This window comes from Enterobacter cloacae complex sp. ECL414 (assembly GCF_021869685.1).
In the GTDB taxonomy this organism is placed as follows: Bacteria; Pseudomonadota; Gammaproteobacteria; order Enterobacterales; family Enterobacteriaceae; genus Enterobacter; species Enterobacter kobei.
Genome location: NZ_CP091481.1, coordinates 2,594,550 through 2,615,520, shown reverse-complemented (window position 1 = coordinate 2,615,520; position 20,971 = coordinate 2,594,550). Strand labels below are relative to the sequence as shown.

The window sequence follows — 20,971 nt, the reverse complement described above, 5'->3', positions numbered from 1 at the left end:
AAGTGTATCGCACTTACGCCTGCTTCGTAAAAATGTCTGCGGGTAAGTGCCGATATTGTCAGCGCATTTGATGCTTTTTGAGCAATGCCCGTAACTGATGGTAGGTCAGACCCAGGAGTTCAGCCGCCCGTTTCTGGTTATATTTCGCCGTCTTCAGGCTTTGCTCCAGCAATTGTTGTTCCTGGTCGTGCTGGAACTGACGTAAATCAAGAGGGAGGGCGGGGGCGTGGTCAGACGATGAGGGGGCGGTGACCGGCGGCGCATGACGCTGAAAAGGATCGATAATGATGTTATCCAGTTCCGCCTCGCTGCTGCCGTGGCGGTAGACAGAGCGCTCCACGACGTTTTTCAGTTCGCGAATATTTCCCGGCCAGTGATAGGCCAGTAGCGTCTCCTTTGCATAATCGCTGAAGCCGGGGAACAGAGGCAGGCCGAGCTCGCGGCACATCTGAATCGCAAACTGGTCTGCGAGCAGCATAATGTCACTTCTTCGCTCGCGCAGGGGGGGAAGCTGAACAACGTCAAAGGCCAGGCGGTCGAGCAGATCGGCTCTGAATTTCTCCTCCGCGACCCTCTCCGGCAGATTGGCGTTGGTGGCGCACACCAGACGCACGTTAACCTGCAGCGGCTGGCTACCGCCGACGCGCTCCAGTTCGCCATACTCAATGACGCGCAGCAGTTTTTCCTGCACCAGCATGGGCGCGGTGGCGAGTTCATCAAGAAACAGCGTACCGCCGTCGGCGCGCTCAAACCGTCCCGGATGGCGCTTCTGGGCGCCGGTAAAGGCGCCTGCTTCGTGGCCGAAAAGCTCTGTATCGAGCAGGTTTTCATTTAGCGCCGCGCAGTTTAACGAGATAAAGGGGCCGTCCCAGCGTCCGGATAAATAGTGCAGGCGGTTGGCAATCAGTTCCTTACCCGTGCCGCGCTCGCCGATAATCAGCACCGGCTTGTTGAGCGGTGCAAGACGAGACACTTGTTCCAGCACCTCCAGAAAGCTGTTTGCTTCCCCGAGTAAATTGTCTTTGTATCCAGCCATGATGAAATTAACCACTCCTTAGCGATATTCACCAGGTCAGCATAGTTCTTCATTGCGTATAAATCAAACACATCAAGCAAAATCAATAGGATAAAAAACTGGCACGGGAATTGTATTATCTCAACAGCAGGGCATTGCCCGACCACAGAAATAAGAGGATTTTTATTATGGGTATTTTTTCTCGTTTTGCCGACATCGTGAACGCCAACATCAACTCACTGCTGGAAAAGGCGGAAGACCCGCAGAAGCTGGTGCGTCTGATGATTCAGGAGATGGAAGACACGCTGGTTGAAGTGCGTTCTACCTCTGCTCGCGCGCTTGCTGAGAAAAAACAGTTAACGCGCCGGATTGAGCAGGCTACCGCCCAGCTCAATGAATGGCAGGAAAAAGCGGAACTCGCCCTGCGTAAAGATAAAGAAGATCTGGCTCGTGCGGCGCTGATTGAAAAACAGAAGCTGACGGACATGGTCGCGACGCTTGAGCATGAAGTGACGCTGGTGGATGACACCCTCACCCGCATGAAAAAAGAGATTGGTGAGCTCGAAAACAAACTGAGCGAAACCCGCGCACGTCAGCAGGCGCTGTCGCTGCGTCATCAGGCGGCAAGCTCTTCCCGCGACGTACGCCGTCAGCTGGACAGCGGCAAGCTGGATGAGGCCATGGCGCGATTTGAGTCTTTTGAGCGTCGCATCGATCAGATGGAAGCGGAAGCAGAAAGCCACAGCATCGGGAAGCAAAAGTCACTGGATCAACAGTTTGCCGACCTGAAAGCGGACGATGAAATCAGCGAGCAGCTGGCGGCATTGAAAGCCAAAATGAAGCAAGATAACCAATAATACTGTTGCGGCACCTGAGCGTGCCGCTATGCATCCTAAGACAAGGAGTACACATGAGCGCGCTTTTTCTGGCCATTCCCCTGACGATTTTCGTGCTGTTTGTTTTGCCGATTTGGCTATGGCTGCACTACAGCAACCGTTCTTCACAAGGCGATCTTTCCCAGAGTGAACAGCAACGTCTTGCGCAGCTTACCGAACAGGCGAATAAGATGCGTGACCGCATTCAGGCGCTGGAAGCGATCCTGGATGCAGAACATCCAAACTGGAGGGATCGTTAATGACCGGACTGAATCTGAACAAAAAGTTGTGGCGAATCCCACAGCAGGGGATGGTGCGTGGCGTTTGTGCCGGGCTGGCACACTATCTTGACGTTCCGGTAAAACTGGTTCGTGTGGTGACGGTACTGTCTATTTTCTTCGGTCTGGCGTTTATCACGTTCGTGGCATACATCGTACTGTCGTTTGTCCTTGATCCCATGCCCGACGGAGAACTGGTCGCAGAAAGTGCACCAACCAGTAACGATCTTCTGAATGCGGTTGACGAGCAACTGGCCGCAGGGGAGAAGCGGTTGCGTGAAATGGAACGTTATGTCACGTCGGATACCTTTACGCTGAGAAGTCGTTTTCGTCAGCTTTAAGAGAGAATTTATATGAAGCAAAACTGGCAACAGGCCGGTCAGAAGGTAAAACCCGGCCTGAAAATCGCAGGTAAGCTGGTTCTGATGACGGCATTACGTTACGGCCCGGCAGGTGTGGCGGGTTGGGCGATCAAATCTGTTGCCCGTAAGCCGGTCAGAATGTTGCTGGCCGTAGCGCTCGAACCAATGCTGCAAAAAGTGGCAAAACGGCTATCGCGCCGTTACTTATCCCGCTAATTCACACGCGCGTCAGCCCCTACTTTCCCAGAGAAGGGCTGGCGCCGTCTCAAACATTTCCCTCCCTTTAATGTGCTTTCTTTGCGGCAGCTCACAATACTGAGCAGACCCGCTTTGGAATTGCGTTTTTCAGCCTCCCGCTTCGTTGACAGATATTTTTCATGGGAGTAGATTGCCCTTCGTGGGACCGCTACCATGGAAAATAAAGTGAACGCAAAAATTAAAAAACTTATCAATCATATCTACGGTGAATCATTTTCTGACGCACATTTAGACGTGTTATTATCAAAGCTTGAGCAAGCCGCTATTGATATTACAGAAAAGCGCAAATCAGGCTGGGGTGAAAAAGATGTTGTCCTGATTACTTACGCCGATCAGTTCTCCGCGAAAGGGGAGAAAGCGTTGCCGGTGCTTACCCGCTTTTATAATGAATGGCTTGCCCGCACGTTTTCCCATGTCCATCTTTTACCTTTTTATCCGTGGTCCTCTGATGACGGATTTTCCGTTATTGATTACCACAGCGTCGCGCCTGAAACCGGAAGCTGGCAGGATATTGCTGAATTAAAACAGTCTGCCAGCTTAATGTTTGACTTCGTGTGCAACCATATGTCAGCAAAAAGTGAATGGTTTGCTAATTATCTTGCGCAGAAGCCGGGCTTTGACGATTTCTTTATTTCTGTCGATCCTGAAACTGATTTATCTGCCGTGACGCGTCCTCGTGCATTACCGCTGCTGACGCCATTTAAGCTGCATGATGGAAGCGTGCGTCATCTTTGGACCACGTTCAGTGATGACCAGATCGATCTCAACTTCGCCTCGCCTCAGGTACTGATTGCGATGGTTGACGTACTGCTCCATTACCTGGCGGAAGGGGCGCGTTACATTCGCCTCGACGCCGTTGGGTTTATGTGGAAGATTCCAGGAACCAGCTGCATCCATCTTGAGCAGACACACTGCCTTATCCAGCTTTTCCGTGCGATTACCGATTCTGTGGCACCCGGCACGGTGATCATTACCGAGACAAACGTCCCGCATAAAGACAATATCTCGTACTTCGGTGATGGTGAAAATGAAGCTCAGATGGTCTATCAGTTCTCCTTGCCACCGCTGGTGCTGCATGCTGTTCATCGTCAGGATGTAAAAGCACTTTGCCAGTGGGCGGGTTCGCTGGCGCTGCCTTCAACAAAAACGACCTGGTTCAACTTCCTGGCGTCTCATGACGGTATCGGCCTGAACCCGTTACGCGGCATTCTTCCGGAGTCAGAAATACTGTCACTGGTTGAAAAACTTCAGCAGGAAGGGGCGCTGGTTAACTGGAAAAATAATCCTGACGGAACGCGCAGTCCTTACGAAATCAATGTGACCTATCTGGACGCATTAAGCTCGCAAGACAGCCCGGATGATGAACGTATTGCGCGGTTTATTCTGGCGCATGCTGTACTGCTGAGTTTCCCGGGTGTACCTGCCGTATATATTCAAAGCATTCTTGGCTCGCGTAACGATTATGAAGGCGTTGAACGCCTCGGCTATAACCGCGCGATAAACCGCAAGAAATACACCGCCGGTCAGGTTGACCTTGAGCTCAATAATAAACAAAGCATTCGCCATAAAATCTATTCCCGTTTAAGCGAGTTTATTGCTATTCGTCGTGGAGAACGCGCATTTCATCCTGATGCTCAGGCAATGTTTGAATCACTTGATGAACAGATTCTTAAAATTGTTCGCGTGGCTGATAATGGTGAAAGAATTACCGCGCTATTTAATTTTAGTCATAACGTTCATACCGTTTACGAGAAAGTACTTTCCGGTGTGGAATTGCTATCAGGACAGGCTATTGACGGTACGGAACTGACCCTCAATCCATGGCAGGTTATGTGGATTAAAGAAAACTAAAAAAGGACCCTTAAATGAAAATGCCCAAAATTGTGCTGTTATCAGCACTGGTTTCGTGCGCCCTGTTATCAGGCTGTAAGGATGATAAAACGTCTGCTGTGACCATTGATTTTATGCACTCTTCAGTAGAGCAGGAGCGTCAGGCGGTTATTACGAAACTGATCGAGAAATTTGAAAAAGAGAACCCTGGCATCACGGTGAAACAGGTGCCTGTGGAAGAAGACGCCTACAACACCAAGGTGATTACGCTCGCGAGAACCGGGGCGCTGCCTGAGGTGATTGAAGTCAGCCATGATTACGCAAAAGTCATGGATAAGGAACAGCTGCTGGATCGCAAAGCGATAGGCGAAGCCATTAAAGCGGTAGGCGAAAACACCTTCTATGACGGGATCCTGCGCGTAGTCCGTACCGAAGACGGTACCGCCTGGACGGGCGTGCCAATGAGTGCCTGGCTGTCCGGCGTCTGGTATCACAAAGATGTGCTGGCTTCTGCGAGTATTGAGGAGCCCCACAACTGGGAACAACTGCTGAAGGCCAGTGAGAAACTTAACGACCCGGCCAAAAAACATTACGGCATTGCGCTGCCTACCGCGGAAAGCGTCATGACCGAGCAGGCATTCTCCCAGTTTGCACTTTCCGGCGGCGCGAACGTTTTTGATGCCTACGGGAACGTCGAAATCGATACCCCTGAGATGGCGAAAGCGCTCTCTTTTTATAAAGCGCTGGCCGCGACCACCATGCCGGGCTCGAACGACGTCATGGAGATCAAAGATGCCTTCATGAACGGTTCCGCACCGATGGCGGTTTATTCCACCTACATCCTGCCTGCGGTATTCCAGGATGGAAACCCTGCCAATCTTGGCTTCGTGGTCCCTACCGAAAAGACCTCTGCAGTCTACGGCATGATCACATCGCTGACGATCACCACGGGGCAATCTGAAGATGAAACGCAGGCGGCTGAAAAGTTTGTGACGTGGATGGAGCAGGCTCAAAACGCAACCGACTGGGTCATGATGTCGCCTGGTGCGGCGTTGCCGGTGAACAAGCTGGTGGTAGGTACGGATACCTGGAAAAACAACGAGGTCATTAAAGCGTTTGGGCAACTGCCTTATGAGCTGATTGCTCAGTTCCCAAATGTGCAGGTGTTTGGCGCAGTGGGCGACAAAAACTTCACCCGCATGGGCGATGTCACCGGATCCGGCATTATCAGTTCCATGGTGCATAACGTCACGGTGGGTAAGCAAGATCTCAACGCCACGCTCAGCAATAGCCAGAAGCGACTGGCTGACCTGATTTCACAACGATAGGAGCGCTTTGCGGAAGGAAATTATGAAGACGTTGTTTTCTGGTCGATCAGATATGCCTTTCGCCATGCTGCTGTTGGCCCCCAGCCTGATTTTGCTGGGGGGCCTGGTGGCCTGGCCAATGATTTCCAATATTGAAATCAGTTTCTTACGACTGCCGCTTAACCCGCGCATTAGCGCTGTGTTTGTTGGGCTGGACAATTACATTCGCATCCTCAGTGATGCGGCATTCTGGCACTCGCTGTGGATGACGTTCTGGTACACGGCGCTGGTGGTGATGGGCAGCACCGGGCTGGGGCTGGCCGTGGCGATCTTCTTTAATCGCGAATTTCGGATGCGCAAAACGGCACGTTCACTGGTGATTTTATCCTACGTGACGCCGTCTATTTCCCTGGTGTTTGCCTGGAAATATATGTTCAACAACGGCTACGGCATTGTGAACTACCTGGGCGTTGATCTGCTGCACCTTTATGACCAGGCACCGCTGTGGTTCGACAACCCCGGCAGTAGCTTTGTGTTGGTCGTGCTGTTCGCCATCTGGCGCTACTTCCCGTACGCCTTCATTTCATTCCTGGCGATTTTGCAGACCATCGACAAATCGTTGTACGAAGCCGCAGAGATGGACGGGGCTAACGCCTGGCAGCGTTTTCGTATCGTGACGTTGCCCGCCATCATGCCAGTGCTGGCTACGGTGGTGACGCTGCGAACCATCTGGATGTTCTACATGTTTGCGGATGTCTACCTGCTGACCACGAAGGTCGATATTTTAGGCGTCTATCTCTATAAAACTGCATTCGCATTCAATGACTTGGGTAAAGCAGCAGCGATTTCTGTAGTGCTGTTTGTGATCATCTTCGCTGTGATTCTGCTGACCAGAAAAAGGGTAAACCTCAATGGCAACAAATAAACGCGTACTTAGCCGTATTGGTTTTTATCTGGGGCTGGCGGTATTTCTGATCATCACGCTGTTCCCGTTCTTCGTGATGCTGATGACGTCGTTTAAGAGCGCGAAAGAGGCTATATCGCTGCACCCGACCATTTTGCCGCAGGCGTGGACGCTTCAGCATTATGTCGACATCTTTAACCCGCTGATCTTCCCGTTTGTGGATTACTTCCGCAACAGCATGGTGGTATCGCTGACCTCGTCGGTGATTGCGGTGTTCCTTGGCACGCTGGGGGCTTACGCCTTGTCCAAACTGCGTTTTAAAGGACGCACGACGATCAATGCGAGCTTCTACACCGTTTATATGTTCTCCGGGATTTTGCTGGTGGTGCCGCTGTTCAAGATCATCACAGCGCTCGGCATTTATGACACGGAGCTGGCGCTGATCATCACCATGGTGACCCAGACATTACCTACGGCAGTATTCATGCTGCGCAGCTATTTCGACACCATCCCGGACGAAATAGAAGAGGCCGCGATGATGGATGGTCTGAACCGCCTGCAAATCATCTTCCGCATTACCGTACCGCTGGCGATTTCCGGACTCGTGTCGGTGTTTGTTTACTGCTTCATGGTGGCATGGAACGACTACCTGTTTGCCTCCATTTTCCTGTCCAGCGCCAGCAACTTTACGCTGCCGGTCGGGCTGAACACGCTCTTCAGCACACCAGATTATATCTGGGGTCGCATGATGGCGGCATCGCTGGTGACGGCGCTTCCGGTGGTCATCATGTACGCACTTTCTGAACGTTTTATTAAAAGTGGTTTGACCGCCGGTGGCGTTAAGGGCTGAGGCGGCCAATTTTTTATCAGGAGCAAGATATGAAAAAGTTAGTTGCGACAGCGCCTCGCGTGGCGGCGCTCGTGGAATATGAAGATCGTGTTGTGGAAGCACATGAAGTGAAAATTCGTGCCCGTTTTGGTGCACCAAAACACGGTACCGAAGTTGTGGATTTCCGTGCGGCAAGCCCGTTTATTGATGAAGAGTTCAACGCGGAGTGGCAGATGTTTACGCCGCGTGAAGAGGGCGCTGCGCGCGGTATCGAATTCGGTAAATTCCAGCTGGGGAACATGATCGTCGGCGACATTATTGAATGCGGTGCTGACGTAACGGAATACCAGCCAGGCGACAGCGTCTGTTGCTATGGTCCGCTGCAGGAGACGGTCATTGTCAATGCGGTTAACAACTACAAGCTGCGCAAAATGCCGCAGGGCGCATCCTGGAAAAACGCTGTTTGCTACGATCCGGCGCAGTTCGCCATGAGCGGCGTGCGTGATGCCAATGTCCGTGTAGGCGACTTTGTGGTGGTGGTCGGTCTGGGCGCCATCGGACAGATTGCCATACAGCTGGCAAAAAAAGCCGGTGCGTCAGTGGTCATCGGTGTCGATCCTATCGAGCACCGCTGTGAGATCGCTCGCCGTCATGGCGCAGATCACTGTCTGAACCCAATCGGTACCGATGTGGGTCTGGAAATTAAAAAGCTGACCGGCAAGCAGGGCGCGGACGTGATCATCGAGACCAGCGGTTTTGCGGATGCGCTGCAGTCTGCGCTGCGTGGACTTGCCTACGGCGGCACCATCTCATACGTTGCGTTCGCTAAGCCATTTGCTGCGGGTTTCAACCTCGGCCGCGAAGCACACTTCAATAACGCGAAGATTGTTTTCTCCCGCGCCTGCAGCGAACCCAACCCGGACTACCCGCGCTGGAGCCGCAAGCGTATCGAAGAGACCTGCTGGGAATTGCTGATGAACGGTTATCTCAACTGTGACGATCTGATTGACCCGGTCGTGACCTTCACCTCCAGCCCGGAAAGCTACATGAAGTATGTCGATCAGCATCCGGAACTCAGTATCAAAATGGGCGTCACTTTTTAAGCTAAGGACAGCAAATCATGAAAATCGCAACGCAAAACCAGGCCTTTTTCCCAGCCAACATCATGGAAAAATTCGAATACATCAAAGCGATGGGGTTTGATGGCTACGAAATTGACGGCAAACTGCTGGTCGAAAACCTCGAGGAAGTGAAAGCGGCTATTAAAGCCACGGGTCTGCCGGTGACGACGGCATGTGGCGGATACGATGGCTGGATCGGTGATTTTATCGAAGAACGTCGTCTCAACGGGCTACAGCAGATTGAACGCATTCTGCAAGCCCTGGCGGAAGTGGGTGGAAAGGGCATTATCGTGCCTGCGGCCTGGGGAATGTTTACCTTCCGTTTGCCGCCAATGACCTCCCCACGCAGCCTGGACGGCGACCGCAAAGCGGTAAGAGCGTCGCTGCGCTGGCTGGATGAGGTTGCTGCACGCACCGGTACGACCGTCTACCTGGAACCGCTGAACCGCTACCAGGATCATATGATCAATACCCTGGCAGACGCGCGTCGTTATATCGAAGAGAACGATCTCAAGCACGTGCAGATCATCGGTGATTTCTATCATATGAACATTGAAGAAGACTCGCTGACGGATGCGCTGCATCAGAACCGCGATCTGCTGGGGCATGTGCATATTGCTGATAACCACCGCTATCAGCCGGGCAGCGGCAGCCTCGATTTCGCCAGCCTGTTCGATCAGCTGCGTGCCGATAACTACCAGGGTTATGTGGTGTATGAGTGCCGCGTTCGCGCCGACAATCCGGCTCAGGCTTATCAGGACTCACTCACTTATTTGCGTGAATGCTAAGGATGACGAGCGTGATGAGTGCTACTACACCTTCGCCTCTGCGCGTCGCCATTATTGGCGCCGGGCAGGTCGCGGACAAAGTGCATGCCTCGTATTACGCCACGCGCAGTGATGTTCACATGGTGGCTGTCATGGACAGCCGCCTTGAGCAGGCACAGGCGTTCGCGGAACGTTATGCTATTCCATCGGCATGGCAGGACGCTCACGAGATGTTGCAAACGGTGAAGCCGGACGTGGTGAGCGTCTGTTCGCCTAACCGGTTCCATTTTGAACATGTGATGGCGGCCCTCGAAGCGGGGTGTCATGTGATGTGTGAAAAACCCCCGGCGATGACGCCGCAACAGGCCGACCAGATGCGCATCGCGGCGCGTAAAGCAGGCAAAGTGCTGGCCTATGATTTTCACCACCGCTTTGCCCTGGATACCCAGCAACTGCGAGAGGCGGTAATGAATGGCACGCTCGGTGAAGTTTACTTCACATCGGCGCAGGCGGTGCGGCGGTGCGGTGTGCCGGGGTGGGGCGTGTTTACCAACAAATCATTACAGGGTGGCGGACCGCTGATTGATATCGGCATTCATATGCTTGATGCCGCCATGTATGTCCTGGGTTTCCCTGCGGTAAAGCGTGTGACCGCGCACAGCTTTCAGAGGCTGGGAAACCGCAAAAGCACCGGCCAGTTTGGCGAGTGGGATCCTACGCAATACACCGTTGAGGATGCCCTGTTTGGCACGATTGAATTCTGTAACGGCGGCATTCTGCGTCTGGACACCTCCTTTGCGCTTAACATCCGCGAGCAGTCCATCATGAATGTCGCTTTCTGCGGCGAAAAAGCGGGAGCAACGCTGTTCCCGGCGCACATCTATAACGACGAAGCCGGGGCGTTAGTCACCCTCGCGCAGCGTGAAGAGGCTGATGACCAGCGACATTTACGCAGTATGGATGCCTTCGTACGCCATGTGCAGGGAGAGCCCGTCATGATCGCGGATGCAGAACAGGGCCTGGTTATTCAGCAGCTTGTCGCCGCGCTTTATGAATCAGCAGAAACAGGGGAATGCGTGACATTATGCTGAACGTGTCTGTCTTAACCGATCCGGGCTTTTGTCCTCACAGCCTGAATAAATACGCCTCTGTTATGGCCTGCGGCAATGGCTACATGGGCATTCGTGCTGCGCATGAAGAAGATTACACCCTGCAAACCAGAGGCATGTACCTTGCGGGTCTGTATCATCGTGCGGGACGCAACGAAACCACCGAGCTCGTCAATCTGCCCGATATCACGGGCATTGATGTTGAGCTGGATGGCGTCAATTTCACCCTCCTTGCAGGGGAGATTCTGGCGTGGCAGCGCGAGCTGGCCTTTGCCAACGGCGAGCTGCATCGTCGCGTTGTCTGGCGTTCGCCCGACGGAAACCGTTACCGGCTGGAAAGCCGTCGTTTTGTGTCGCTGGACCAGTTGCCTCTGGTGGCCATGCAGCTTTCGATCACACCGCTTGATGCTGCTTCGCAGGCCGTGCTGAAAACCGGTATTGATGCAACGCAAACGAACAGCGGCAGACAGCATCTGGATGAAATCTCGGTCAGAGTCTTTGACCAGCACTACATGCAGGGCGTGTATGAAACGCAGGACCGGGCGTCAGATGTCGTCGTTTCGGCGTTTTGTCAGCTCTCAACGAAGAGCGACAGCTGTTTTACCGCCAAAAATCGTCGTCTCAACGTGCACCATTCCCTGACGATTGCGCAGGGTGACACTGTCACGCTTGAAAAAATTGTCTGGGTAACCCACCGCAGTGACAAAGCGCTTTCGCAGGAGTCTTTCGCTCGCAACGCGCTGGCCGATCTCAAAGTCTGCGCAGCAAGAGGCTACGACGCCTTGCTGGAAAGTTCAGCGTATGCCTGGAAAGCCGTCTGGCGTGACGCTCGTGTGGAAGTGACGTCTGCGGAACCTCAGGATCAGATGGCGCTGGATTATGCGGTCTGGCACCTGACCACGATGACGCCTGCCCAAGACGAGCGAAGCAGTATCGCCGCGAAAGGGCTGACGGGAGAGGGGTATAAAGGTCATGTATTCTGGGATACCGAAATATTCCTGCTGCCTTTCCATCTCTTTACTCGCCCGCAGATTGCCCGCAGCCTGCTGCGTTATCGCTGGCTTAATCTCGCTGGCGCCCGGGAGAAAGCCCGTCGTAACGGCTGGCCCGGCGCGTTGTTCCCATGGGAAAGCGCGGCGAGTGGGGAGGAAGAAACGCCAGAGTTCGCGGCGATCAACATCCGTACCGGGATACGCCAGAAGGTGGCCTCCGCGCTTGCTGAGCATCACATCGTGGCAGATATCGCCTGGGCCGTCGTCGCTTACTGGCAGGCGACACATGATGATGCCTTTATGCGTAATGAGGGTCTGACGCTGCTGATGGAAACCGCCTCGTTCTGGATGGGACGCGCAACGGAAATCAATGGTCGTCTCGAAATCCATGACGTAATAGGGCCGGATGAATACACCGAGCATGTGAATAACAATGCCTACACCAACTATCTGGCCTGGCACAACGTTGCCTGTGCCCGTCAGTTTATGGCGATGTTTGGGCGTGAAGATGCGCGTTTTACGGAGAATGCCACGCAGTTCCTGGAGCGCTTATGGCTGCCAGAGGCCGATGCAGAGGGTGTTATCCCGCAGGATGACTCCTTCATGTCAAAACCTGCCATTGATCTGACCCGCTATAAAGCCAAAGCGGGTAAGCAGACGATTCTGCTCGATTATTCCCGTGCGGAAGTGAACGAGATGCAGATCCTGAAACAGGCCGATGTGGTGATGCTTAACTACCTGCTGCCGGAACGGTTTACGCCGCAGCAGTGTGCCGCCAATCTGGCGTTTTATGAGCCACGCACGATCCATGATTCGTCATTGAGCAAAGCCATTCACGGGATTGTTCTCGCGCGCTGCGGTGACACGCAGGGGGCCTATGCCTTCTGGCGTGATGGCATCGGCATTGATTTGGGTGACGATCCGCACAGCAGTGATGAAGGGATACATGCTGCCGCCACCGGTGCGATCTGGTCTGGCGCGGTTCAGGGGTTTGCTGGCCTACAAATTATCGAAGGGGAACTGCAGCTTGCGCCGAAACTGCCTGCTCACTGGCAGAAACTGGCATTCCCACTGCGGTGGCGCAACGCAACCCTGCATTTCACCTATGAAAACGAGGTGTTAACCATTGAAACGACGGCACCTGCCACGCTAACGCTGTGGGGCAAAACGCTACATGTGTCGGCGCGAAAAGTTATCACCCGTAAGGACTTTCTTGCATCTGAAAATGGGACCGCTACCACGGAGGGGCACCATGGCGCTTAAGGCTGTTGTATTCGATCTGGACGGTGTGATCACCGATACCGCACACCTCCACTTTCTGGCCTGGCGAGCCGTGGCGGAGGAAATTGGCATCACCTTCGACGAAGTCTTTAACGAACAGCTGAAGGGAATAAGCCGTATGGATTCTCTTCTGCGCATTCTGAAGCATGGCGGAAAAGAGGGGATGTTTAGCGATGAGCAGTGCCTTGCGCTTGCGACGAAAAAAAACGCGCGTTATGTCCAGTCGCTGGCATCGCTGACGCAGGATTCGCTGCTTCCGGGGATTCGAGACGTGCTGGCGGAGATCCGTGCAGCGAAAGTCAAAATTGGGCTCGCGTCCGTATCGCTCAATGCCCCGGGGATTTTGCACGCGCTGGGCATAGATCAGGCATTCGATTTTTGCGCGGATGCTTCCCGCATTCACCGCTCAAAGCCAGACCCGGAGATCTTTCTCGCCGCCTGTGCCGGTCTGGATGTACGTCCTGAAGAGGCTATCGGCATTGAAGATGCCGCTGCGGGCGTTCAGGCAATCAACGCCGCAGGGATGTTGTCGGTAGGGATTGGGCCTGGCCTTAACCATGCAGGATTACAACTTCATTCAACGCAGGAACTGACCTGGACATGCCTGACTGAATTCTGGGCAACCCGGCGTATTGATAAGGAATAAATTATGGCTCAACTGTCTCTAAAACATATCCAGAAAATCTACGATAACCAGGTCCATGTGGTTAAAGATTTCAACCTCGAAATAGAAGACAAAGAATTCATTGTGTTCGTTGGTCCATCGGGATGTGGTAAATCCACGACCCTGCGCATGATTGCCGGGCTGGAGGAGATCAGCGCCGGTGAGCTGATCATTGACGGGGTCTGCATGAATGATGTCCCCGCTAAATCTCGCGATATCGCGATGGTCTTCCAGAACTACGCGCTTTACCCGCATATGACGGTCTACGACAACATGGCGTTTGGCCTGAAAATGCAAAAAATAGCGCCTGCGGTGATTGAGGAGCGTGTTAACTGGGCGGCGCAGATTTTGGGGTTACGTGATTATCTCAAGCGTAAGCCAGGCGCACTGTCCGGTGGTCAGCGCCAGCGCGTGGCGTTAGGCCGGGCGATCGTGCGTGAAGCCGGTGTCTTCCTGATGGATGAACCGCTGTCCAACCTTGATGCCAAGCTTCGCGTACAGATGCGTGCTGAAATCAGCAAGCTGCACCAGAAGCTTAATACCACCATGATTTATGTTACGCACGACCAGACGGAAGCCATGACGATGGCCACCCGCATCGTGATCTTAAAAGACGGCATCATTCAGCAGGTCGGGGCGCCGAAGCAAGTGTACAACGAGCCGGCCAATATGTTTGTCGCAGGGTTCATTGGCTCACCGGCGATGAACTTCATTCGGGGCGCTATCGACGATCGTTATTTCGTCACGGAAACGTTGCGTCTGGAGATCCCTGAAGACAAGCTGGCCGAACTGAATGCGCAAGGTTACCAGCGTAAAGCGGTCGTCTTCGGTATCCGTCCGGAAGACATTCTTACCCTGCAGAGCAGCGGAGAAGACATCACGGCGAAAGTCAGCGTGGCTGAACTGACCGGCGCTGAATTTATGCTTTATGCCACCGTAGGGGGGCATGAACTGGTTGTCCGTGCAGGTGCAGCGAATGACTACGTCGCCGGAGATAATATTGGCATCCAGTTCGATATGAATAAGTGCCATTTCTTCGACGCTGATACGGAAGCGGCTATTAGATAAGAAAGGTGTTTGCCGGAAATGCAAATTTCCGGTTTTTTTGTTGGTTAATTAGAAAGGGAATATCTCATGAGTACTCTACTAAAAAGTGCTGCGCTCGTTCTGTGCGCAGGGGTTAGCTGTGCGCAAGCGGCAGAAACTGCGAAACAGTGGGAATTTAATATCGGGGCCATGTATGAAATTGAAAACGTCGAAGGTCAGGGCGACGATAAAGATGGATTATATGAACCTTCCGTGTGGTTTAATGCGACCTGGGATGCCTGGACAATTTCTCTGGCGATGTATCAGGAAGGGCCCGTTGATTACAGCAGCATGACGCGCGGAACCTATTTTGACCGTCCGGAATTTGAATTACGCTATCGCTTTATTGGAACCGATGATTTTACTTTTGGTCTGACCGGCGGCTTCCGTAATTATGGTTATCACTTTAAAGATGAGCACGGTGCCAAAGACGGCAGCGCAAATATGCAGCGCTACAAAGTACAGCCAGACTGGGATATTAAATTAACCGATGACTGGCGCTTTAGTGGCTGGCTTGCTATGTATCAGTTTGCTAACGATCTGGAAAAAACCGGTTATGCTGACAGCCGTGTTGAGACCGAAACGGGCTTTACCTGGACAATCAATGAAACCGTCTCCGCCAAAGTAAATTACTATTTAGAGCGCGGTTTCAATATGGACAGCTCACGTAATAACGGCGAGTTTTCCACGCAGGAAATTCGTGCCTATCTGCCTGTTTCGTTGGGCCAGACAACCTTAACGCCTTACACCCGCCTGGGTCTTGACCGCTGGTCAAACTGGGACTGGCAGGACGATCCGTCGCGTGAAGGGCATGATTTCAACCGCCTGGGTATGCTGTATGCCTATGACTTCAACAACGGTTTATCCATGACGCTGGAATATGCGTATGAATGGGAAAACCACGATGAGGGCGAGAGCGACCGCTTCCACTATGCGGGCGTAGGTGTGAATTACGCGTTCTGATACATCACTTACCAGGGGCGATCCGCCCCTGGTTTTAGCGCAGAGAAGCCGCTAATACAAAGTGGGTGTCGACAAGCACTTTTTGCGGGGCAGGTTGACCACTAATGCGCCTGAAGAGCAGATCGCAACTCTTTTCACCCAGCTTGCGAGTAGGGATATCAAACCCACCTGGCGCTGGCGTGAGAATGAGAGAGAGCATCGGGTCGCTGTATCCGGCTATCACGACCTGCTCAGGGATCATCAGATTTAACTCATCCGCAGCACGATAGAGGCTTAGCAACTTCATGCTGTCAGTGGCGAATACCGCATCAGGAGGAACTGGCGAGGATAATAATGTAATCGCCGCAGCGAGTGCACTCTCGCGGGTATAACCACCATCCATGATCCAGTCGGAATGAATAGCAATATTATGTTTTGCCAGACTGGCTTTATAGCCCGCCAGACGATCAATTGAAACGTGGTAATCAAGCGGTGCATGCAGACAGGCAATTTTCCGTCGCCCATTTTTAATGAAGTTATCCGTCAGCGTGGCGCTGTCATTAAAATTATCCGTATCGACGGAATAGATATTCTGATAATCACCTTCCACTTTGCCAATGACGACGACGGGTACGCCATACGCATCCAGCGTGCTGAAAAAAGATTCATTTGCCGGTGAACTCAGCATGATGACGCCTTTGATCATCTTCTGCTTTATTTTGCTCACACATTTTAGCAGATCGTCTTCGCTGCTTTTGGATGTTTGCAAAATAACGTCAAAACCTTCTTCTTCCGCTTTTGTTGTAATCGCATGAAGAACATCAGAGAAAAAAGGGTTACCGGCTGTGGTTTTGGTCGAGCGGGTCGAAATAACCATAATGGCATCAAAGCCAGAAGAGGTCAGTGCGCGGGCCAGTTTGTTGGGCTGATAATTTAATTCGTCTATCGCCTTCAGCACTTTGTCACGTGCTTCGGGGGATATATTCGTTTGTTTATTCAGAACGCGGGATACGGTTGATTTCGATACGCCCGCAACCCGTGCGATATCATAGATGGTGGGTGACATACACCTTACTCACTCCGGACTGACAGCAATGCCGCTCATCTTACTGGAGAGAAAACGGCAATAGCAATAAATAAGAATTGATAATCAACGATCTGCCCCCATTTATTGTATTCTGAAGCCATGCATTCCAGGCTTCCGGGCAATGAAGGATGGCGATGAAGCGACTTAAGAACGAACTCAATTCACTGGTGAACCGCGGCGTTGACCGACATCTGCGCCTGGCCGTCACCGGGCTAAGCCGCAGCGGCAAGACGGCATTCATAACGGCGATGGTAAACCAGCTCCTGAACCTGCACGCCGGAGCGCGCCTGCCGTTGCTCAGCGCCGTAAGAGAAGAGCGTCTGCTGGGCGTTAAGCGCGTCCCTCAGCGCGATTTTGGTATTCCTCGTTTTACCTATGACGAAGGGTTGGCACAGCTCTACGGGGATCCGCCCACGTGGCCGACGCCGACGCGAGGTGTGAGTGAAATTCGCCTTGCGCTGCGTTTCCGCTCAAATGAATCCCTGATGCGCCACTTCAAGGATACCTCCACCCTGTATCTGGAAATCGTCGATTACCCGGGCGAATGGCTGCTCGATTTGCCGATGCTGGCACAGGACTACCTCAGCTGGTCCCGTCAGATGACAGGGTTGCTGCAGGGACAACGCGCTGCGTGGTCAACGAAATGGCGAGCGCTGTGTGAAGGCCTGGATCCGCTGGCACCAGCGGATGAAAACCGTCTGGCGGCGATTGCCGAGGCCTGGACGGACTATCTTCATCAGTGCAAACTGGAAGGGCTGCACTTCATCCAGCCGGGGCGTTTTGTCTTGCCGGGGGACTTAGCCGGAGCGCCCGCGCTGCAGTTCTTCCCCTGGCCAGATGTGGACGGCGCCGGTGAATCGAAGCTGGCTCAGGCCGGTAAACACACGAACGCCGGGATGCTGCGCGAGCGGTACAATTACTACTGCGAAAAAGTGGTCAAAGGATTTTATAAAAACTACTTCTTGCGTTTCGACCGCCAGATTGTGCTGGTAGATTGCCTGCAGCCGCTTAACAGCGGGCCGCAGGCATTTAACGATATGCGCCTCGCGCTGACCCAGCTGATGCAGAGTTTTCACTACGGGCAGCGGACGCTGTTCCGTCGTCTTTTCTCGCCGGTGATCGATAAGCTGCTGTTCGCGGCCACGAAAGCCGATCACGTGACGGTCGATCAGCATGCCAACATGGTTTCTCTGCTGCAGCAGCTGGTGCAGGATGCGTGGCAAAATGCCGCGTTTGAAGGGATTAGCATGGATTGTCTTGGGCTGGCCTCCGTGCAGGCGACGCAGAGCGGGCTCATTGATCTCAACGGCGAGAAAATACCGGCATTGCGCGGGAATCGCCTCAGCGACGGTGAGCCGCTTACGGTCTACCCGGGCGAAGTGCCTGCCAGGCTGCCGGGCCAGGCCTTCTGGCAGAGCCAGGGTTTCCAGTTTGAAGCCTTCCGCCCTCAGGCCATGAGCGTCGATCGGCCGTTACCACACATCCGTCTGGATGCGGCGCTGGAGTTTTTGATTGGAGATAAATTGCGATGACGGAACCGTTAAAACCACGCATAGATTTTACCGGAACGCTTGAGCAGGCGGATCGCGAAGCGTTTAAAACGGCGCAGACGTTCAGCGGTACGCAGGCAGAGAACTTTGCCCCGGCACTGCCGGACGATCCCGCGGTTGAGGAGGGGCCAGCGGAGGCGGTCGTGGAGGCCGCTTTGCGTCCAAAACGCAGTGTGTGGCGCAGAATGGTCACCGCCGGTCTGGCACTGTTCGGCGTCAGCGTGGTCGGGCAGGGCGTCCAGTGGGCGATGAACGCCTGGCAAACGCAGGACTGGGTCGCACTGGGCGGATGTGCCGCAGGTGCGCTGATTGTTGGCGCGGGCGTGGGGTCTGTTGCGACGGAGTGGCGACGTCTCTGGCGTCTGCGACAGCGCGCGCATGAGCGTGATGAAGCCCGGGATCTCCTCCACAGCCACGGAACCGGCAAAGGCCGCGCGTTTTGTGAGAAACTGGCCAGCCAGGCCGGTATCGATCAGTCGCATCCGGCGCTTCAGCGCTGGTATGCCGCCATCCATGAAACGCAGAATGACCGGGAAGTGGTAACGCTCTATTCCCATATGGTTCAGCCGGTACTGGATGCCCAGGCGCGACGCGAGATTAGCCGTTCTGCGGCAGAGTCCACGCTGATGATTGCCGTCAGCCCGCTGGCGCTGGTGGATATGGCGTTTATCGCCTGGCGTAACCTGCGTTTGATTAACCGTATCGCTCATCTCTACGGTATCGAGCTGGGTTACTACAGTCGACTCAGACTGTTCAAGCTGGTGTTACTCAATATCGCCTTTGCTGGTGCGAGTGAACTGGTGCGTGAAGTGGGCATGGACTGGATGTCGCAGGATCTGGCTGCGCGTCTTTCGGCTCGCGCTGCGCAGGGTATTGGCGCGGGCTTACTGACGGCGCGTCTGGGTATCAAGGCGATGGAAGTGTGCCGACCGCTGCCGTGGATCGATGGCGATAAGCCACGGCTGGGGGATTTTCGGCGCGAACTGATTGGCCAGCTTAAAGAGACGCTCAATAAAAAACCTGCTCCGTGAGGTTTTGTTCACTTATCGTGCTGGCTGTCAATATTTGTTGACAGCCATCTTCCGGTTCACCGTGTTCTGACATATCATTTTAACGTTACTGGCTTAAAACGGTGAATTTCCCATGCGTCTTGAAGTCTTCTGTGAAGACCGTCTCGGTCTGACCCGCGAGTTACTCGATCTTCTTGTTTTACGTAGCATTGATTTACGTGGCATTGAGATCGATCCTGTCGGGCGAATTTACCTCAATTTTGCCGAAATTGAATTCAATACCTTTAGCAGTCTGATGGCGGAAATCCGCCGTATCGCTGGCGTTACGGATGTGCGCACTATCCCCTGGATGCCCTCCGAGCGAGAGCACCTGGCACTGAGCGCGCTGCTGGAAGCCATGCCTGAACCGTTCCTCTCTCTGGATCTGAAAAGTAAAGTCGAGCGCGTTAACCACGCAAGCTGTCAGCTATTTGCACAGAGCCAGGAGAAGCTCAGCAATCAACATGCCGCACAGCTGGTCCCGGGTTTTAACTTCCAGCGCTGGCTGGACAGCAACCCGCAGAATACCCACAGCGAGCATGTAGTGATAAACGGGCAGAATTTCCTGATGGAGATCACACCGGTTTATCTGAAAGGGGAAAGCGACACTCGCGTACTGACCGGTGCCGTAATTATGCTGCGCTCGACGTTACGTATGGGCCGCCAGCTGCAAAACCTCTCCAGCCAGGATGTCGGCGCATTCAGCCAGATTATTGCCGTCAGCCCGAAAATGCGTCATGTGGTTGACCAGGCGCGCAAGCTCGCCAGCCTGACCGCGCCGCTGCTGATTACTGGTGATACCGGTACCGGGAAAGATCTGCTGGCTCACGCTGTGCATCTGGCAAGCCCGCGTGCGGCTAAACCGTATCTGGCACTTAATTGCGCCTCTATCCCGGAAGATGCTGTTGAAAGCGAACTGTTTGGACACGCGCCGGAAGGCAAGAAAGGGTTCTTCGAGCAGGCTAACGGCGGCTCCGTGCTGCTGGATGAGATCGGTGAAATGTCGCCGCGCATGCAGGCCAAGCTGCTGCGTTTCCTGAATGACGGAACCTTCCGCCGCGTTGGTGAAGATCATGAGGTGCATGTGGACGTGCGTGTCATCTGTGCCACCCAGAAAAACCTGGTGGAACTGGTGCAAAAGGGGATATTCCGCGAGGATCTCTATTACCGCCTTAACGTCCTTACGCTGAACATTCCACCGCTGCGCGATTGTCCGCAGGACATCATGCCGTTAACGGAACTGTTTGTCGCCCGCTTTGCCGACGAGCAGGGCGTCCCGCGTCCGAAGCTTTCTGCCGATCTCGGCACGGTGTTAATGCGCTACGGTTGGCCTGGCAACATCCGTCAGCTTAAAAATGCCGTTTATCGTGCACTCACCCAGCTTGAAGGGTATGAACTGCGTCCGCAGGATATTCTGCTGCCTGATTACGACGCCGGAACGGTATCGGTAGGTGAAGAGGCGATGGAAGGGTCGCTGGATGATATTACCAGTCGCTTTGAACGCTCCGTCCTGACGCAGCTTTATCGCAGCTATCCAAGTACTCGCAAACTGGCAAAACGGCTTGGCGTATCGCATACCGCGATTGCGAATAAGCTGCGTGAGTATGGTTTGAATCATAAGAAAGGTGACGAATAGCAAAAAGCCTCTGTAAAGAGGCTTTTTTA

General features: G+C 53.6%; 20 protein-coding genes. 18 read left to right on the top strand and 2 right to left on the bottom strand.

Annotation, left to right across the window (positions count from 1 at the left end; all coding sequences use genetic code 11):
- Positions 1-58 precede the first annotated feature (58 nt).
- Positions 59-1,036, bottom strand: coding sequence for a phage shock protein operon transcriptional activator (gene pspF, locus L3068_RS12635; protein ID WP_023330538.1), 978 nt, complete (start codon positions 1,034-1,036; stop codon positions 59-61).
- A 167-nt stretch (positions 1,037-1,203) separates the two neighbouring features.
- On the opposite strand from pspF, the gene pspA reads away from it, so the two are divergent.
- From pspA to L3068_RS12560, 15 genes are all read left to right on the top strand, one after another.
- The gene (gene pspA, locus L3068_RS12630; protein WP_023337367.1) at positions 1,204-1,872 is read left to right on the top strand and encodes a phage shock protein PspA; all 669 of its coding nucleotides are present in this window, start codon (positions 1,204-1,206) and stop codon (positions 1,870-1,872) included.
- A gap of 53 nt (positions 1,873-1,925) precedes the next feature.
- Positions 1,926-2,150, top strand: coding sequence for an envelope stress response membrane protein PspB (gene pspB, locus L3068_RS12625; RefSeq protein WP_014884062.1), 225 nt, complete (start codon positions 1,926-1,928; stop codon positions 2,148-2,150).
- Positions 2,150-2,509: an envelope stress response membrane protein PspC gene (pspC, locus tag L3068_RS12620; RefSeq protein WP_045135282.1), complete on the top strand. Its 360-nt coding sequence runs from the start codon at positions 2,150-2,152 to the stop codon at positions 2,507-2,509. The genes pspB and pspC overlap by 1 nt, the downstream gene beginning before the upstream one ends.
- 12 nt (positions 2,510-2,521) lie before the next feature.
- Positions 2,522-2,746, top strand: coding sequence for a phage shock protein PspD (gene pspD, locus L3068_RS12615; protein WP_023338371.1), 225 nt, complete (start codon positions 2,522-2,524; stop codon positions 2,744-2,746).
- Between the two features lie 195 nt (positions 2,747-2,941).
- A complete protein-coding gene (locus L3068_RS12610) occupies positions 2,942-4,639 on the top strand; it encodes a sugar phosphorylase (protein WP_214602755.1) in 1,698 nt (565 codons plus the stop codon).
- A gap of 14 nt (positions 4,640-4,653) precedes the next feature.
- The gene (locus L3068_RS12605; protein WP_117580267.1) at positions 4,654-5,946 is read left to right on the top strand and encodes an ABC transporter substrate-binding protein; all 1,293 of its coding nucleotides are present in this window, start codon (positions 4,654-4,656) and stop codon (positions 5,944-5,946) included.
- Positions 5,947-5,968: 22 nt separating this feature from the next.
- Positions 5,969-6,850, top strand: coding sequence for a carbohydrate ABC transporter permease (locus L3068_RS12600; RefSeq protein WP_014884057.1), 882 nt, complete (start codon positions 5,969-5,971; stop codon positions 6,848-6,850).
- Positions 6,837-7,679 (top strand): carbohydrate ABC transporter permease, encoded by an 843-nt coding sequence (locus L3068_RS12595; protein ID WP_014884056.1) that lies wholly within the window; start codon positions 6,837-6,839, stop codon positions 7,677-7,679. Before L3068_RS12600 ends, L3068_RS12595 begins: the two co-directional genes overlap by 14 nt.
- Before the next feature lie 29 nt (positions 7,680-7,708).
- The gene (gene ycjQ / locus L3068_RS12590; protein WP_117580264.1) at positions 7,709-8,761 is read left to right on the top strand and encodes a D-guloside 3-dehydrogenase; all 1,053 of its coding nucleotides are present in this window, start codon (positions 7,709-7,711) and stop codon (positions 8,759-8,761) included.
- Between the two features lie 17 nt (positions 8,762-8,778).
- Positions 8,779-9,567, top strand: a complete 789-nt coding sequence (gene ycjR, locus L3068_RS12585) for a 3-dehydro-D-guloside 4-epimerase (protein ID WP_117580263.1) — start codon at positions 8,779-8,781, stop codon at positions 9,565-9,567.
- Between the two features lie 11 nt (positions 9,568-9,578).
- Entirely contained in the window at positions 9,579-10,637 is a 1,059-nt protein-coding gene (ycjS, locus tag L3068_RS12580) for a D-glucoside 3-dehydrogenase (RefSeq protein WP_086527826.1), read from the top strand.
- Complete coding sequence (locus L3068_RS12575) at positions 10,631-12,910, top strand: glycoside hydrolase family 65 protein (RefSeq protein WP_117580464.1); 2,280 nt, start codon at positions 10,631-10,633, stop codon at positions 12,908-12,910. The genes ycjS and L3068_RS12575 overlap by 7 nt, the downstream gene beginning before the upstream one ends.
- Complete coding sequence (pgmB, locus tag L3068_RS12570) at positions 12,900-13,574, top strand: beta-phosphoglucomutase (protein ID WP_087529407.1); 675 nt, start codon at positions 12,900-12,902, stop codon at positions 13,572-13,574. Before L3068_RS12575 ends, pgmB begins: the two co-directional genes overlap by 11 nt.
- A 3-nt stretch (positions 13,575-13,577) precedes the next feature.
- Positions 13,578-14,660, top strand: a complete 1,083-nt coding sequence (locus L3068_RS12565) for an ABC transporter ATP-binding protein (protein ID WP_014884050.1) — start codon at positions 13,578-13,580, stop codon at positions 14,658-14,660.
- A gap of 66 nt (positions 14,661-14,726) precedes the next feature.
- Complete coding sequence (locus tag L3068_RS12560; RefSeq protein ID WP_014884049.1) at positions 14,727-15,641, top strand: OmpG family monomeric porin; 915 nt, start codon at positions 14,727-14,729, stop codon at positions 15,639-15,641.
- Between the two features lie 34 nt (positions 15,642-15,675).
- On the opposite strand, the gene L3068_RS12555 is transcribed toward L3068_RS12560, so the two are convergent.
- On the bottom strand, positions 15,676-16,686 hold the full coding sequence (locus L3068_RS12555; RefSeq protein WP_117580261.1) for a LacI family DNA-binding transcriptional regulator: 1,011 nt from the start codon (positions 16,684-16,686) through the stop codon (positions 15,676-15,678).
- 155 nt (positions 16,687-16,841) lie between these two features.
- On the opposite strand from L3068_RS12555, the gene L3068_RS12550 reads away from it, so the two are divergent.
- The 3 genes from L3068_RS12550 to tyrR all read left to right on the top strand — a co-directional run bounded on the left by L3068_RS12550 (position 16,842) and on the right by tyrR (position 20,942).
- Positions 16,842-18,239 (top strand): YcjX family GTP-binding protein, encoded by a 1,398-nt coding sequence (locus tag L3068_RS12550; RefSeq protein ID WP_023338361.1) that lies wholly within the window; start codon positions 16,842-16,844, stop codon positions 18,237-18,239.
- A complete protein-coding gene (locus tag L3068_RS12545) occupies positions 18,236-19,288 on the top strand; it encodes a YcjF family protein (protein WP_038421131.1) in 1,053 nt (350 codons plus the stop codon). The genes L3068_RS12550 and L3068_RS12545 overlap by 4 nt, the downstream gene beginning before the upstream one ends.
- Positions 19,289-19,400: 112 nt before the next feature.
- Positions 19,401-20,942 carry a transcriptional regulator TyrR gene (tyrR, locus tag L3068_RS12540; protein ID WP_014884045.1) on the top strand — a complete coding sequence of 514 codons (1,542 nt, stop codon included), beginning with the start codon at positions 19,401-19,403 and terminating at the stop codon, positions 20,940-20,942.
- The last annotated feature ends 29 nt before the right edge of the window (positions 20,943-20,971 follow it).